The 16302-nt window shown below is 30.9% G+C and carries 17 protein-coding genes; 13 read left to right on the forward strand and 4 right to left on the reverse strand.

Features of this window, described 5'->3' with window-relative positions; genetic code table 11:
• Nucleotides 1–101 precede the first annotated feature (101 nt).
• Complete coding sequence (gene feoB / locus BUA86_RS09785) at nt 102–2201, reverse strand: ferrous iron transport protein B (RefSeq protein ID WP_072932263.1); 2100 nt, start codon at nt 2199–2201, stop codon at nt 102–104.
• Complete coding sequence (locus tag BUA86_RS09790; protein WP_083580342.1) at nt 2201–2449, reverse strand: FeoA family protein; 249 nt, start codon at nt 2447–2449, stop codon at nt 2201–2203. The genes feoB and BUA86_RS09790 overlap by 1 nt, the downstream gene beginning before the upstream one ends.
• 170 nt (nt 2450–2619) lie before the next feature.
• Between BUA86_RS09790 and rplU the strand changes: the two genes are divergently transcribed.
• Nucleotides 2620–2925, forward strand: coding sequence for a 50S ribosomal protein L21 (rplU, locus tag BUA86_RS09795; RefSeq protein WP_072932265.1), 306 nt, complete (start codon nt 2620–2622; stop codon nt 2923–2925).
• 43 nt (nt 2926–2968) lie between these two features.
• The gene (gene rpmA / locus BUA86_RS09800; RefSeq protein ID WP_072932267.1) at nt 2969–3226 is read left to right on the forward strand and encodes a 50S ribosomal protein L27; all 258 of its coding nucleotides are present in this window, start codon (nt 2969–2971) and stop codon (nt 3224–3226) included.
• 304 nt (nt 3227–3530) lie between these two features.
• Here the strand turns inward: rpmA and thiL are convergent, their stop codons facing one another.
• Together thiL and BUA86_RS09810 are read right to left on the reverse strand one after the other, a co-directional pair.
• Nucleotides 3531–4592, reverse strand: coding sequence for a thiamine-phosphate kinase (gene thiL, locus BUA86_RS09805; protein WP_072932269.1), 1062 nt, complete (start codon nt 4590–4592; stop codon nt 3531–3533).
• Between the two features lie 9 nt (nt 4593–4601).
• Nucleotides 4602–5105, reverse strand: coding sequence for an acyl-CoA thioesterase (locus BUA86_RS09810; RefSeq protein WP_072932271.1), 504 nt, complete (start codon nt 5103–5105; stop codon nt 4602–4604).
• Nucleotides 5106–5278: 173 nt separating this feature from the next.
• Here BUA86_RS09810 and BUA86_RS09815 point away from each other — a divergent pair, with 173 nt between their 5' ends.
• From BUA86_RS09815 to BUA86_RS09865, 11 genes are all read left to right on the forward strand, one after another.
• Entirely contained in the window at nt 5279–6106 is an 828-nt protein-coding gene (locus tag BUA86_RS09815; RefSeq protein ID WP_072932273.1) for a universal stress protein, read from the forward strand.
• Between the two features lie 102 nt (nt 6107–6208).
• On the forward strand, nt 6209–7039 hold the full coding sequence (locus BUA86_RS09820) for a universal stress protein (RefSeq protein ID WP_072932275.1): 831 nt from the start codon (nt 6209–6211) through the stop codon (nt 7037–7039).
• A gap of 68 nt (nt 7040–7107) precedes the next feature.
• Entirely contained in the window at nt 7108–8319 is a 1212-nt protein-coding gene (locus BUA86_RS09825) for a BaiN/RdsA family NAD(P)/FAD-dependent oxidoreductase (protein ID WP_072932277.1), read from the forward strand.
• 137 nt (nt 8320–8456) lie between these two features.
• Nucleotides 8457–9689 carry an OmpP1/FadL family transporter gene (locus tag BUA86_RS09830; RefSeq protein ID WP_072932278.1) on the forward strand — a complete coding sequence of 411 codons (1233 nt, stop codon included), beginning with the start codon at nt 8457–8459 and terminating at the stop codon, nt 9687–9689.
• Between the two features lie 8 nt (nt 9690–9697).
• Nucleotides 9698–11260: an SGNH/GDSL hydrolase family protein gene (locus BUA86_RS09835; RefSeq protein ID WP_072932280.1), complete on the forward strand. Its 1563-nt coding sequence runs from the start codon at nt 9698–9700 to the stop codon at nt 11258–11260.
• A gap of 144 nt (nt 11261–11404) precedes the next feature.
• Nucleotides 11405–13327 carry a threonine--tRNA ligase gene (thrS, locus tag BUA86_RS09840; protein WP_072932281.1) on the forward strand — a complete coding sequence of 641 codons (1923 nt, stop codon included), beginning with the start codon at nt 11405–11407 and terminating at the stop codon, nt 13325–13327.
• 59 nt (nt 13328–13386) lie between these two features.
• Entirely contained in the window at nt 13387–13896 is a 510-nt protein-coding gene (gene infC / locus BUA86_RS09845) for a translation initiation factor IF-3 (RefSeq protein WP_072932282.1), read from the forward strand.
• A 57-nt stretch (nt 13897–13953) separates the two neighbouring features.
• Nucleotides 13954–14151, forward strand: coding sequence for a 50S ribosomal protein L35 (gene rpmI, locus BUA86_RS09850; protein ID WP_072932283.1), 198 nt, complete (start codon nt 13954–13956; stop codon nt 14149–14151).
• Nucleotides 14152–14246: 95 nt separating this feature from the next.
• A complete protein-coding gene (gene rplT, locus BUA86_RS09855; protein WP_019976847.1) occupies nt 14247–14591 on the forward strand; it encodes a 50S ribosomal protein L20 in 345 nt (114 codons plus the stop codon).
• A gap of 120 nt (nt 14592–14711) precedes the next feature.
• Nucleotides 14712–15413, forward strand: coding sequence for a phosphatase PAP2 family protein (locus tag BUA86_RS09860; protein ID WP_072932284.1), 702 nt, complete (start codon nt 14712–14714; stop codon nt 15411–15413).
• A complete protein-coding gene (locus BUA86_RS09865; RefSeq protein WP_072932285.1) occupies nt 15397–16179 on the forward strand; it encodes a nitrilase-related carbon-nitrogen hydrolase in 783 nt (260 codons plus the stop codon). The genes BUA86_RS09860 and BUA86_RS09865 overlap by 17 nt, the downstream gene beginning before the upstream one ends.
• The last annotated feature ends 123 nt before the right edge of the window (nt 16180–16302 follow it).

The raw sequence follows: 16302 nt of genomic DNA on the forward strand, positions 1-16302 counted from the left end.
TTGAGCCAAAAGAATTTTTTATCATTTTGAAAATATACCAAACTGCAAATCCGAATAGAAAAGCAATAAAAATATATTGAATCCAGATATTGTCCATTTTTTTATTTTAAAATTTGATAAGCAATAAATGCTACTACGTAAGCCAATCCAGTCATAAATCCAGTCTGTATCAACGTCCATTTCCATGAATTTGTTTCCTTTTTTACAATCGCAATTGTACTCATACATTGCATTGCAAAAGCATAAAATAATAACAAAGAAACTCCAGATGCAAGATTATATGCTGGTCCTCCTGTATTTCGGTTTATTTCAGACTTCATTCTTTTTAATAAAGTGTTTTTTTCTTGATTGTCTTCAACATCTACTTCTCCTAAGCTATATACTGTAGACATTGTACCAACAAACACTTCACGTGCAGCAAAAGATGATATTAAACCGATTCCCATCTTCCAATCGTAACCTAATGGTTCTACAACTGGTTCTATAAAGGTACCTAATTTTCCTAAATAAGAGTGCTCTAATTTATAAGAAGCAATTTCATTTTCTAAATCTCCTTCATCCATTTTAGGATTATTGGCTGTCACAATTTCTTCTGCATTATTAAATTGTTCTCCAGGACCAAATGTTCCTAAAACCCATAATATAATAGATATTGCAAAAATAATTTTACCTGCATTTATTAAGAAACCTAACGTCTTTTCCCAAACATTCAGAATAACATTTTTCCAGTCTGGAAGTTTATAAGTTGGCATTTCCATAATAAGGAAACTCTTATGTTTAGATTTTATAATTAAATTTAAAATAACAGCGCTTCCTAATGCTCCTACAACTCCAAGAAGATACATAACGAATAAAGCTATTGCTTGATAGCTTAACCCTAAAAATGTTTCGTCAGGAATAACTAAAGAGATAAGAACAATGTAAATTGGTAAACGAGCAGAACATGTCATGAAAGGCGTAACTAAAATTGTAAGTAAACGCTCTTTGTCATTTTCTATATTTCTTGCAGACATAACTGCTGGTATGGCACATGCAGCACCAGAAACAAGAGGGACAACACTTTTTCCGCTTAACCCGAAAGGTTTTAACCATCTATCCATTAAAAAAACAACACGGCTCATATAACCAGTTTCTTCCATTATGGAAATGAATAGAAATAAAATAGCAATTTGCGGAACAAATACTACAACTCCTTCAATACCTGGAATAACAGCACCTGTAATAATATCATTAATTGGTCCTGCAGGAATCAGACTAATAGCAGTTTCGTCTATCCAACCAAATAAATCTTCAACCATTGTCATTAATGGAGCAGACCAAGCATAAACTGCTTGAAATATCAATAATAATATTCCTAAAAATATGACGTATCCAAAAACCGGATGAATTAAAGTTTTATCTATTTTATCTGTAAAAGTTTCTTTTTGTTTAAAGTTGTAAGAAACAATATCTTGTAATTTCTCTTCAAGAAGTTTATTTCTATCTAATGTTTCTTTTACTTGTAAACGCTTTGGAATTATATTTAATTCACTCTTTATTTTATCTAACTGAACTTGTTGTTCATCATCTAAAAAAGGAATAGTTTTTTGAGAAAGATATTGCCATGCAATGTAATCAGAATCAAGATTAAAGTTTTCTTTAATATTTGCTACTGCTGCTAAATAGTCATTAGGGACAACAAATTTAGGAGAATATGAATTAGCAGGTTTTGTAAATGCTTCAACCAATTCATTTAATCCTTCGCTTGTTCTAGCATTTGTTAAATATATTTTAGTCTGTAAAAAAACTTCTAATTTTTTTAAATCAATAGATAGACCTTTACTTTCTATTTCATCTTTCATATTGATGACGAAAATAGCAGGAACACCTAAATCTCTTACTTGTAAATAAAGTAGGATAGATCTTTTTAAATTTGATGGTTCACCAATTACAACGGCTAAATCTGGATAAAGTTTGTTTGATGGGTCACCTAAAACTTTTAAAACTACTTCTTCATCTAAAGAACTAGGATATATACTATATGTACCTGGTAAATCTGTAATAGAAAATTTATTTCCGTTACGTTCTATATTTCCTTCACGTTTTTCTACCGTTACTCCTGGATAATTACCAACTTTTTGACGAAGATTTGTAAGCTTATTAAATAAAGATGTTTTTCCTACATTAGGATTACCAATTAAGGCAATTTTGTACTGACTCATTATTTTTTATTAATCAAGATTTGATCTGCTTCGCTTCTACGTAAAGCTAAAACAGATTTATTAGATACGATACTAATACATATAGGACCTCCAAATGGAGCCTTGTTTTTAACCAACAATTTAGTTCCAGGAGTAAACCCCATTTCATATAGTTTTACAGGAATTTCTTCATCTTTAAATCCGATAATTTCTGCAACTTCTCCTGTTTTTAAATCTTTTAAAGAAAGTTCTTTAATTAAATTTGTCATTATAGTTTATGTATTGATATAACTGCAAAGATACCCAATTTTTAATTAATCCAAATAGAAGAAATATCATATTAATTGTTCTTTCTTATTAAATTTCAATCAATTCAAGTTTTTTTAATCAAAAAAATGATTATCTTTGCACTCAATTTATTATTTATAAACATTAATTTATGTACGCAATTGTAGAGATAGCAGGGCTTCAATACAAAGTTGAAAAAGATCAACAATTGTTTGTAAACCGTTTAGCTGGTGAAGCTGGTGACGAAGTAAAATTCGACCGTGTTTTATTAACTGATAACGGAACAATCAATGTTGGCGCCCCAGTTATAGACGGAGTTACCGTAGTAGCTAAAATCGTTGAACACGTGAAAGGAGACAAAGTAATCGTTTTCAAAAAGAAAAGAAGAAAAGGTTACCAAAAGTCTAACGGTCATCGTCAACAATTCACTAAAATTGAAGTAGCTTCAATCGGATAAGATTAAGCTTTTATTAATTATTAACTCGTAAAAACAAAACGAAATGGCACATAAGAAAGGGGTCGGAAGTTCGAAAAATGGTCGTGAATCACATTCGAAACGTTTAGGTGTTAAAATTTTTGGTGGACAAGCAGCAATCGCTGGTAACATTATTGTTCGTCAAAGAGGTACTCAACATCATCCTGGTGATAATGTAGGAATCGGTAAAGATCACACATTATTCGCATTAGTTGACGGAAAAGTAGTTTTCACAAAAAAACGTAACGATAGATCTTACGTTTCTATTGAACCATTAGCTTAATCGCTAATTCAATTCGAAAACGCTAAAAATATAAAAGCTCATCCATTGGATGAGCTTTTTTTATTTTTTATAAATCTGAAATAATTTATAAAATATTATTTATTGTATATTTTGATTATTCTTATTAATAAGAATTGTCATTCTTAGCCTGTCGAAAGAATAATAAAGAATTATATAAAATATTTCGACAAGCTCAACATGACAGATTGTAGTAAAAACAAGATTATAATTGAAAATTACAGAATAAAAATAATTAGTTTAAACAACTTTAATTTACTAATTATCAAATCAGCTAATTCACAAATTAATTTTCCTCTTCTTCTTTTTCAACTCCCCAACCTTGTGCAGTTAATGGAACCATTTGTTCACTACCACGAGTAATTAGATAGTTTTCTTCATTTTTACCAGTTACATGTCCAATTACAGTTAAATGTGGATTACCTTTTATTTTCTCAAAATCTTTTTGATTAATCGTAAATAATAATTCATAATCTTCTCCACCACTTAAAGCACAAGTAATAGGATTTATTTTAAATTCTTCGGCTGCTTTTATAACAGAAGAATCTAAAGGAATTTTTTCTTCATATAGACTAAATCCATGTCCACTCTCTTTTGATAAATGAATAATTTCAGAAGATAATCCGTCCGAAATATCAATCATAGAAGTAGGTTGTACTTTTAATTCTTTTAAAAGATTAATAATATCTAAACGAGCTTCTGGTTTTAATTGGCGTTCTATTAAATAAGAGTATTGTTCGAAATCTGGTTGATTGTTAGGATTTACTTTATTTACTTGTGCTTCGCGTTCTAAAACTTGTAAACCTAAAAAAGAAGCACCTAAATCTCCAGAAAGAACAATTAAATCATTTTCTTTTGCACCATTTCTATATGTTATCTCTTTCTCTGGTGCAGAACCAATAGCTGTTAAACTAATTACTAACCCACTAAGAGAAGAGGTAGTGTCTCCACCTACAATATCGATGTTATATTTATCACAAGCGTATTTCATTCCGTTGTAGATTTCATCTACAGCTTCTATTGTAAATCTGTTAGAAAGAGCAATAGAAACTAACAATTGTTTCGGAATTGCATTCATTGCTAAAATATCGCTAATTGCAGTTACTACAGCTTTATATCCTAAATGACGTAAAGGCATATAAGACCAACTAAAGCTTACACCTTCTACTAACATATCTGTAGAAATAACAACTTTTTCTTTTTTATAATCAATAACCGCAGCATCATCTCCAATTCCTTTAATAGAACTTTCTAATTTAATTGGAAACCCTTCTTTTATCTGATTAATTAAACCAAACTCGCCAACTTCGGCTAAGCTTGTTTTTGAAACATTTTTATCTTCTAACATTTTTTTATTTTATTGATTGAATATTGAAGGATCTACATTCTCTGATCGAAAAGGTAATTTAATAATATCTTGTTTAGATAATATTTTTACTGTTTTGCCTTCAAAAGATTTTTTAATATTTTCTACCATAACAGTTGGCGGAGCTTTCATTTTGCGTTCTGTCATCGAAAACCAAACACCAGTTAATTCTGAATGACAAAGATGAACACCATCTTGATTGTATAAATTATGAATAAATTGATAAATCATTCCATCTTCTGACATTCCTCCAATTTCTACCGAAATATAGATTTTTTCACCTTCCATTGCTTCTTTAAAGAAAGAAAATTGTTCATGTAAAATAGCAGGTCCAATTCCATATTCAGCTAAATTTTTCATTGATACACCATAATCTCTTAAAAATGCAATTCTGGCAAAACTTGTAAAGTTCATGTACGAAGCATTTGCTAAGTGTCTATTCGCATCTAAGTCAGACCAACGGATAGTTGTTTCTTGAAAATATGTCTTGTTCATTATGATTAACTTAATTTATTTGGCAAAGTTATGAATTAGATAGCAGAACTAAAATTGATAATATTTTTAATGAGATGAAATAACAAAGCACAATACGATTTAACATCAAATTATTTTTAGGCAAAATATTAATTTGTACCTTTAGTATGATATCTAACAAATAAAAAATTTTTATGAAAAAAATATTATTTCCAACAGATTTCTCAGAAACAGCAAACAATGCGTTTTTGTATGCATTAAATTTAGCAGAGAATCAAAATGCTGAATTATGTGTTCTACACGCGTTTCAATACCCTATGATTAGTGGTGGAATTGATGCAGCTGTTTTACAGAATGTTTATGATACGATTGAGTTAAGTAATTTCGAAAATTTAAAAGATCATATTCCGTTCTTGAGAACAATGGCAGAAGAAAATGGTTTTTCGAACGTAGATATTAAATTCTTTATAAAAGAGGGAATGTTATCTTTTGTTCTTCCAACTTTTATAGAGGAAGAAGGAATTGACTTTGTTGTAATGGGATCAACGGGAAACACAGGTTTCGATAAAGTTATTTTTGGTTCGAATACAATGAATGCGATAAGAAGCTTAAAAATTCCAGTTCTAAGTATTCCAAATGGTTACAAATACAAAAAAATACAAAGTATAGGATTCACAACAATTTTTGAAGATAAAGACCGTAAAGCATTAGATTATTTATTAGAAATTGCTTTCCGTTATCAAGCAAATGTACATTGTTTACATGTTTCTAAAGATGAAACTTATGATGTACCAACGCTTAATCATTGGAAAGAATACTACAAAGATGAGCCAATAGATTTTTCTATTTATGTAGCAGAAGAGTCTGTTGATGCAGTTTTAGAGTTTATAAAAACAGAAAAAATAGATTTATTAACTGTTGTGAGTAGAAATAAAGGATTTTTTGAAAAATTATTTTCATCAAGTTTTACTAAAAAAATTCTTTCAGAGAGTGTAGTTCCTTTATTTGTTTTCCACGAATAAATAAATATCAATCCCTACATAATAAAGCTCAATTTACTTTTGTAGATTGAGCTTTATGTTTATCAACAAAATTTTGTAACTTAAAGCATTAAAACACGAAAAATGAAAAAAATATTATTTCCGACAGATTTCTCAGAAACAGCAAACAATGCTTTTTTATATGCCATTAACTTAGCAAAAAGCATTGGTGCAGAAGTTTATGTTTTACATGTTTACGAGTTGCCAATGATTACGGGTAGCTTAAGTGCTGGTTTAATACAGAACGTTTATGAAACCGTGGAGTTAGGAAGTTTTGAAAATTTTAAAGATAATATTCCACAGCTTAGACAAATAGCAAAAGACAATAATTTAAGTGATATCACAATAAAGTTTATTCTAGAAGAAGGAAACTTTCTTTACATATTAAGAGAAACAATTACAGAAGAAAATATAGATTATGTTGTAATGGGAACGGATGGAAATTCTGGCGTGCAGAAGATGATATTTGGTTCAAATACAATTAATGTTATTACTTCTATGAAAATTCCTGTTCTTAGTGTACCAAGAGGAATGAAATTCGATGCTTATAAAAATATTGGATTCACAACTGTTTTTGAACAAAAAGATAAAGAAGCCTTAAAATATTTAATAGAAATAGCAAATAGACATAAAGCAACAATACATTGTATGCATGTTTCAAAAGATGGAAAATACAATGAAAATGCTCTGGCGTTATGGCAAAAAGAATTTGAAAATGATCCTATTGTGTTCGAAATTTTTTATGATTCAGATCCCGTAAACGCTGTGTTAGATTTTATTAAGGAAAAAAAGATTGATTTGCTTTCGGTAGTAAGTCGTAATAAAGGATTTTTAGATAAAATATTTTCACCAGGATTCACTAAAAAAATAGCGAATAAAAATCTTACACCATTATTCGTTTTTCACGAAAAATAATTAAGAATTCATCATAGTTTTAATTCATTCTTCGGAAGATTGAAGATTAATTCCTTTAAATTTGTTTTGTGAAAAAAATAGCGATAATTGGAGGTGGAGCAGCAGGATATTTTGTTGCAGCTAATCTAGGAAAAGTAGTAGGACAACAAACTGTTTTATTTGAACAAGCAAACTTACCATTGCAGAAAGTTCGTATTTCTGGAGGAGGTAGATGTAATGTTACACATGCTTGTTTTGATCCATTGGATTTGGTAGAATTTTATCCTCGAGGGAAAAAAGAATTACTAAGTGTTTTCTACACTTTTCAACCAGGAGATACAATGGCTTGGTTTGATGATCGTGGAGTAGAGCTGAAAATTGAAGATGATAACCGAATTTTTCCCGTAAGTAACTCTTCTTTATCAATTATTGAGGCTTTAACAAAAGCAGCAGATGAAAATAAAGTACAACTTAATTTTTCTGATGGTGTGCAAGATATTTCTAAAGTTGATGGAGGTTATCAAATCACTACAAAATCTGGAACTCAATTTTTCGAAAGTATTATAATTACAACTGGTAGTACTCCAAAATTTTGGAAAAGCCTAAAAGGATTTGGTTTAAAAATTATTGAGCCTGTCCCTTCCTTGTTTACATTTAATTGTAAAGATCCTCGTATAGAAGGATTAATGGGGATTTCTTTTGAAAATGCAGAAGTAAAAATCAATCAACAAAAATTAGATGCCGAAGGTCCTTTGTTAATTACACATTGGGGATTTAGCGGGCCAGCTATTTTAAGACTTTCCGCTTGGGGAGCTTTAAAATTAAATGATGCAGCTTATAAATTTGATATTGAAATTAATTTTGTTAATCAAACAAAAGATGAGGTTATCTCACTACTTAATACAAAGAAGCAGCAAGATGCGAAGAAGAATATACATAAATATAATCCATTCGATTTTCCGAAAAGATTTTGGATTAGTATTCTAAACTATTGTCAGATAGATGAACAAAAAGTCTATGCTGATTTATCAAAAAAACAAATTGAAACTATTGCAACAGAATTAACGCAAGGAGCTTATAAAATAAATGGTAAGAGTACTTTTAAAGATGAGTTTGTTACAGCGGGTGGGGTAGATTTAAAAGAAATCGATTTTCAAACAATGCAAGCGAAAAAATCTCCAAATTTATTTTTAGCAGGAGAAGTATTAAATATAGATGCAATAACTGGAGGATTCAACTTTCAGGCTTGCTGGTCAGAAGCTTTTATTATCTCTGAAAAATTAAAAGAAATTTATCAATAGTGTATATTTTACACTATTGATTTTTTTTATAAACCCTCTAAATAAAAGGCTTTATAAAAATTTACTATGTTAACATAACATTATCATAAAATTGTGTTATTTTTGTTTAAAAGAAAGTAAATAAACGAACAAAGAATATGAAGAAATTAATTTTGACTTTAGCATTCATAGGATTATCATCTTCTGCTTTTGCAGGAGGTTACCGTGTTGCTTTACAGGGAGTTCGCCAAGCGGCTTTGGGAGGAACTTCCGCTACACAAACACACGATGCAAGTGTTGCGTTTTATAATCCTGCGGGATTAGCTTTTGTAAAAAGTAAGTTAAGTATTGCTGTTGGAGGTTTTGGTGTAAAGACCGATGTAAAGTGGCAAGATGCTACAACACTTCAAAAAGCAGAAACAGATAGTAAATTGGGAACACCAATGTATTTGGCTGTTAGTTATAAGCCAATAGATGATTTAGCGATTGGTCTTAGTGTAACTACACCTTTTGGTAGTTCTGTAACTTGGCCAGAAGATTGGCAAAATAAATCGAATATTACACATATCGATTTAAAAGCTTTTAATATTCAGCCAACAGTAGCATATAAATTTAATGAGTGGTTTAGTCTTGGTTTCGGATTTATTTATACACATGGATCAGCTAAATTAGAACGCGTTAATACTGTTGCCGGAAATGATATAAAATTACAATTAGAGGATAAAGATGCTCATGGTTTAGGATTTAATGTTGGAGCAATGTTTAAACCAACAGATAAATTAGGAGTAGGTTTAGCTTATCGTTCTAATGTAGATGTGTCTGCAAATAAAGGAAAAGTGACATGGTCTAATGTTCCTGATGGAATTTCAGGAAATGCACCATTTAACATGAATAAATGGAATACAATCTTGCCATTACCATCAGAATTTACTTTCGGTATGTCATACAAAGTATTACCTCAATTAGAATTATTTGGAGATGTTGTTTGGCAAAATTGGTCTCGTTACAAAACATTAGATATTAATTTATATAACGAAGGAACAAACGCTCAGTTTACTTCTTCTTCACAGAAAAACTGGACAGATAATACATTATTCCGCTTTGGAGCAGAATATACATTTAGTGATTTAGTTACAGGACGTTTAGGTTATTACCACGATAAATCTCCAGTTCCTGGTTCTTACTGGTCTTCAGAAACACCAAGTACAAACTTAAATGCACTTACTGCAGGTTTAGGATTTAGATTTTCTTCAGGATTTAATGTTGATTTATTTGGATCTTACGTACAAGGAGACGAAAGACATGTTAATAACATCGAACAAAATTTCCAAGGAGATATAAAATTACGTGCAATCAACTTTGGTGTTGGAGTATCTTATAACCTTAAATAACAGAAAAAATGAAACATTTAAATAAAATTATACTGGTTGCTTTAGCTGCTACGACATTTAGTTGTAATGATGATTTTGAACATCCGATAGAGGATATTCAAATTTCTGCAGGTGAAGCTAATTTTACAAAATATATTGCTTTAGGAAATTCGTTAACTTCTGGTTATAGAGATAATGCTTTATATTCATCAGGGCAAGAAAATTCTTATCCTAATATATTAGCAGGATTAATGAAAGCTGCAGGTGGAGGAGAGTTTAAAACTCCTTTAATGCCAAATAATACAGGAGGGTTTACAAATTTACCTGGTTTTCCTGGTAAATTAGAATTACAAATTGTTAATGGAGCTTTATCACCTGTTCCTACTACAGCTGCTGCAGCTTTAGATAATGTTGCGGCAGGAGGACCATACCAAAACATGGGAGTACCTGGAGCAAAATCATTCCATTTAGGAGTTGATGGTTATGGTAATCCAGCTGGTTTAGCAACAGGAACAGCTAATCCATACTTTGTTCGTTTTGCAACAAGTGGAACAACTTCTGTTGTGAAAGATGCATTAGCACAAAGCCCTACGTTTTTCTCTTTATGGATTGGTAATAACGATGTATTAGGTTATGCAACAAGTGGTGGTGTTGGAGTAGATCACAACGAAACAGGTAATGTTGCTGCTGCAACTTATGCAAGTGGAGATATCTCTAATGTAGCTGTTGTTAAAGGTTCTATAGATGGGATTTTAACAGCTATGACAGCTAACGGAGCAAAAGGAGTTATTGCAAACATTCCTTCTGTAACTGCGATTCCATATTTTACAACAGTGCCTTATGCACCATTATCTCCAACAAATCCTAGTTTTGCGCCATTAATAGATGAGTTAAATACAACTTATGCAGCTTTAAATCAGGTCTTTGATGCATTGCAAGTGCCAGAGAGAAAAATTTCTTTTTCTAAAACAGCAGCAAGTCCTGTTGTAATTAAAGATAAAGATTTAACAGATTTATCAGCAGCAATAACGACAGCTTTAACTCCTAGATTAGGATTAGCAACAGCTACTTTGTTCGGAATTACTTATGGACAAGCTAGACAAGCTACTTCAAAAGATTTATTAGTTTTAACATCTTCTTCAGTTATTGGTAAAGTCGACACAAACCGTGTTGCTCAATTAATGGGAGCTGGATTAACACAAGAACAAGCAGGTAAATTATCTGTTGTAGGTGTTAGTTATCCAATGACAGATAATTATGTTTTAACAGAAAAAGAGACTGCAAAAGCAGAAGCAGCTGTTACTAAATTTAATGCAGCAATTTCAGAATTAGCTACAAAGCACAATTTAGCATTTGTTGATGCGTATTCTGAAATGAAAAAATTAAGTTCAGCTTCTGGAATTAAATATTACGGACAAACGTATACAACAACATTTGTTTCAGGTGGAGCATTTTCTTTAGATGGTGTTCACTTAACAGGTCCTGGTTATGCAATTGTTGCTAATATGTTTGCAGATGCTATTAATAGAAAATACAAATCAACATTAAGACATGTATATCCAGGTAATTATCCTGGAATTGCAATTCCTTAATAGAATTTATACAACTTAAAAAAGGTGGTCTCTAATTAGAGATCACCTTTTTTATTTTTAGAGGCAAAAATGATGTTTTAAAAAACTTTCACAACTTACAGAAAATTCGTAATTTTGCAGACTAGTACAAATTCTAAAAGAAAGATGATAAACATTTCTCTTCCAGATGGAAGTGTAAGACAGTATGAGAGTGGCGTAACTCCAATGGAGGTGGCGCAGAGCATTAGTGAAGGTTTAGCACGTAATGTAATTTCGGCTTTAGTAAACGATAAACAAGTTGAGACAACAACCCCAATCACCACAGATGCAACGATCAAATTGTTAACCTGGAATGATGAAATGGGTAAAAAAGCTTTTTGGCATTCATCGGCTCACTTATTAGCACAAGCTATTTTAGAGTTTTATCCAAATGCAAAATTAACAATAGGACCAGCAATTGAAAAAGGGTTTTATTATGATGTTGATTTTGGAGAAGATAAATTTACAGAGGCAGATTTTAGCAAAGTTGAAAAAGCAATGCTAGAAAATGCTAAGAAAAAAGCAGAATTTAAATTATACTCAGTTTCTAAAGCAGATGCATTAGAAACATATAAAGATAACGAATACAAAGTAGAATTAATCTCTAACTTAACAGACGGAGATATTACATTTTGTACACACGATAACTTTACAGATTTATGTCGTGGTGGACACATTCCAAATACAGGAATTGTAAAAGCTGCAAAAATCTTAAATGTTGCTGGTGCGTATTGGCGTGGAAACGAGAACAACAAAATGTTGACTCGTGTTTATGGTATTACATTCCCAAAACAAAAAGATTTAACAGAGTATCTAGAGTTATTAGAAGAAGCTAAAAAACGTGATCACCGTAAATTAGGAAAAGAATTAGGTTTATTCGCATTCTCTGAAAAAGTGGGTGCAGGGTTACCATTATGGTTACCAAAAGGAGCATCTTTAAGAAGAAAATTAGAAAATTTCTTATTAAAAGAGCAACAAAAAATGGGATACGAAATGGTGATTTCTCCTCATATTGGACAAAAAGAATTGTATGTAACATCTGGACATTATGCAAAATATGGTGCAGATAGTTTTCAGCCAATTAAAACACCAAATGAGAACGAAGAGTTTTTATTAAAACCAATGAACTGTCCTCATCACTGTGAAATTTATAAAACATCTCAGTGGTCTTATCGTGATTTACCAAAAAGATATGCAGAATTTGGTACAGTTTATCGTTACGAGCAATCAGGAGAATTACATGGTTTAACTCGTGTAAGAGGGTTTACTCAAGATGATGCACACTTATTTTGTACATCAGATCAATTATTAGATGAATTTAAAAAAGTAATTGATTTAGTTTTATATGTATTCACAAATCTAGGTTTTGATAACTATTCTGCTCAAGTTTCTTTAAGAGATCCTGAGAATAAAGAAAAATATATCGGAACTGATGAAAACTGGGCAAAAGCTGAACAAGCAATTATTACAGCTGCAAACGAAAAAGGTTTACCAACAGTTGTAGAATATGGTGAAGCAGCATTTTACGGTCCTAAGTTAGATTTTATGGTGAAAGATGCTTTAGGGCGTCAATGGCAATTAGGAACAATCCAAGTTGACTATAATTTACCAGAACGTTTCGATTTAACTTATACTGGAGCAGATAACGAAAAACACAGACCAGTTATGATTCACCGTGCACCATTTGGTTCTATGGAGCGTTTCATAGCGATCTTGTTAGAAAATACAGCAGGTAATTTACCACTTTGGTTAGCGCCAGATTTATTCACAATTTTACCAATTAGCGAAAAATATGTGGAATATGGAGAAAAAGTATTAAATTTGCTGGCTGAAGAAGAAATTAACGGATTGATAGACAGTAGAAATGAGAAAACTGGTAAAAAAATCCGTGATGCAGAAATCAAGAAGATTCCTTTCATGATTGTTATCGGTGAAAAAGAAGCAGAAAACGGTACAGTTTCTGTAAGAAGACACGGAGAAGGAGATTTAGGAGAAATGAAAATTCAAGAATTCATCGACTTCATGAAGGAACAAATCAAATTAAAATAATTTAAAAACAGAATAGTATCGCAATTAGAAGAAAAGGCGGCAGAGGTCCAGCCAGAGTAATTAAGGAAGATCAACACAAGATCAACGATAAGATTGACGCAAAAGAAGTTCGCGTTGTCGGAGAAGGTATAGAACCTGGTGTATATCCAATAACAAAAGCTTTAGCCTTAGCAGAAGAGCAAGGTTTAGATTTGGTTATGATCAGTGAGAAAGCCGTTCCACCTGTTTGTCGTGTAGTAGAGTATAAAAAATATTTATACGAACAAAAGAAGAAAGAGAAAGAACTTAAAGCAAAACAACAAAAAGTTGTGGTAAAAGAAATTCGTTTTGGTCCTCAGACAGATGATCACGATTACGAATTTAAAAAACGCCATGCAAGATCTTTCTTAGAAGAGGGTTCTAAATTGAAAGCGTATGTTTTCTTTAAAGGACGTTCTATTATATTTAAAGATCAAGGAGAGATCCTATTGTTACGTTTAGCACAAGAATTGGAAGATGTTGGAAAAGTAGAACAAATGCCAAAACTTGAAGGTAAAAGAATGATTATGATGATGGGACCTAAAAAATAATTAGGTTCTCATTGTCTCAAAAAATATAAAACGTTTTAATTTTAAATATTTGTAATCATGCCAAAATTAAAAACAAAATCTGGAGCGAAAAAACGTTTCAAATTAACAGGAACAGGTAAAATTAAAAGAAAACACGCTTTTAAAAGCCACATCCTAACAAAAAAAGAGACTAAACAAAAGAGAAATTTAACTCAAACTGGTTTAGTTGACAAATCTGACGAAAAATCAGTAAAACAACAATTAAGATTAAAATAAGAACTTGTTCTTATTTGGTTTATTAATTCATTATTAACCCTGTCGATGGGCCTTAAAGTAGAGAAATCTCGCCCACTACAAAAAAATTAAAAATTATGCCAAGATCAGTAAACGCAGTTGCGTCAAGAGCTAGAAGAAAAAGAGTTTTAAAACTTGCAAAAGGATATTTCGGAAGAAGAAAAAATGTTTGGACTGTTGCTAAAAATGCAGTAGAAAAAGGTTTAGTATACGCTTACCGTGATAGACGTCAAAAGAAAAGAAATTTCCGTGCGTTATGGATTCAAAGAATTAACGCTGGAGCAAGATTACACGGATTATCTTACTCTAAATTCATGGGAGCTGTTCACAAAGCAGGTATTGAATTAAATCGTAAAGTTTTAGCGGACTTAGCGATGAACAATCCAGAAGCTTTCAAAGCTATCGTAGAAAAAGTAAAATAATTTTTTAAACAATATTAAAACGTTTTAGAACTTGGCTATTTAGCCAAGTTTTTTTTTGCCTAAATTTGATTTAAAATCTAAATAATATCTACTAGGAAGAAACTAATATTATACTTTAAAATGCAGGAAATTAAAAAACAAATAAATACAGCGTCAATACATCAACAAAAAGATTTATTCTTAAGAATATGGCCATTCTTTGTGGTGTTTTTTGTCTATAATTTTGCAGCAGTAGCATTAACACAATATTTTGGAAGAGATGAACTACATCTGTACTTTAATAAATTTAGCTATTCTTATTTAGATCGTTTTTTCGTTTATTATACAGATTTCGGAACTGTATATCTATTTATATTACTACTTGCTTATTTGTTCTTTAAAGAAACCAAAAGACGCTTCTTATATTTGCTAATAGCAGAGTCTACAGCGTCAATAATTAGTGTATTCTTTAAAAATGTTTATTTTAACGAAGTTCTTAGACCAGGCTATTATTTTACTCAGAAAAAAATAGATATTGTTTTAGTTAAAGATTATGCCGTACAAATGGCTTCTACATTCCCTTCGGGACACTCACTAACAGCAACAATACTTTCTATGACGTTGTGTTTACTTACTAAAGATCGTAGGGTACAGCTTGTTTTTGCATTATTATTTCCTAGCATAGCAGTAAGTAGAATTTACTTATCAAGACATTTTGCGATAGATACAGTTGGAGGATCTTTAATCGGATTTTTTATTTTTATCTTTACATATTACATTATTAATTCTATCACCGACTGGAGATTAGATCAAAAATTTTTGAAGAATGGAAAATCAAAATAAACTTAAAATTTCACTTATTCAGTATGATTTAATTTGGGAAGATGCTAAAAAGAATCATCAATACTTAGATGAATTACTAAAAAACCATCAAACTGATATTATTTTATTACCAGAAATGTTTGCTTCTGGTTTTTCCATGAATGTAGAACATGTTGGAGAAGCCCCATTTGGAGAATCTTTTAAATGGATGCAAGAAAAGTCGAAAGAATTAAATGCAGCAATTGCGGGTAGTGTTTCAACAAAGGAAAATGGGATTTATCTTAATCGCTTTTATTTTGTATGTCCAAAAGGATCTATTTATATCTACGATAAAAAACATTTGTTTAGTTATGGGAAAGAAGCGACTGTTTATTCTGAAGGAGACAAAATAGTAACAATAGATTATAAAGGATGGCAAATACGTCCTATAGTATGTTATGATCTGCGTTTTCCTGTTTGGATACGTAATACAAAAGAACATCCTTACGATTTACTTTTATGCAATGCAAACTGGCCAAAAGCTAGAAGAAATGCATGGATTTCTCTGTTAAAAGCAAGGGCTATAGAAAATATGGCATTTGTGGCTGGTGTAAATAGAATAGGAGTTGATGGATATAAATTAGAATATTCAGGCGACTCTCATTTATTTGATACTTTAGGAGAAGACTTAAAAGTAATTAATAATCATTCTGAGATTTTACAATTTGAAATAGATAAAGAAAATCAAAATAAAGAAAGAGAACATTTTAATTTTTTAGAAGATAGAGACGATTTTTATTTTGGATAGTTTTTTAGTTTTAAGACTTAAGATGATAAGATTTAAGCATTAATGTTCTAAATAAATAAACTGTTTAAAAAATCATAATTTGTCAATTTCTAAACAATAGAAAATAAAAAATCCCAAACTTTC

It is taken from the genome of Chishuiella changwenlii (genome assembly GCF_900142565.1).
Classification (GTDB): Bacteria; Bacteroidota; Bacteroidia; order Flavobacteriales; family Weeksellaceae; genus Empedobacter; species Empedobacter changwenlii.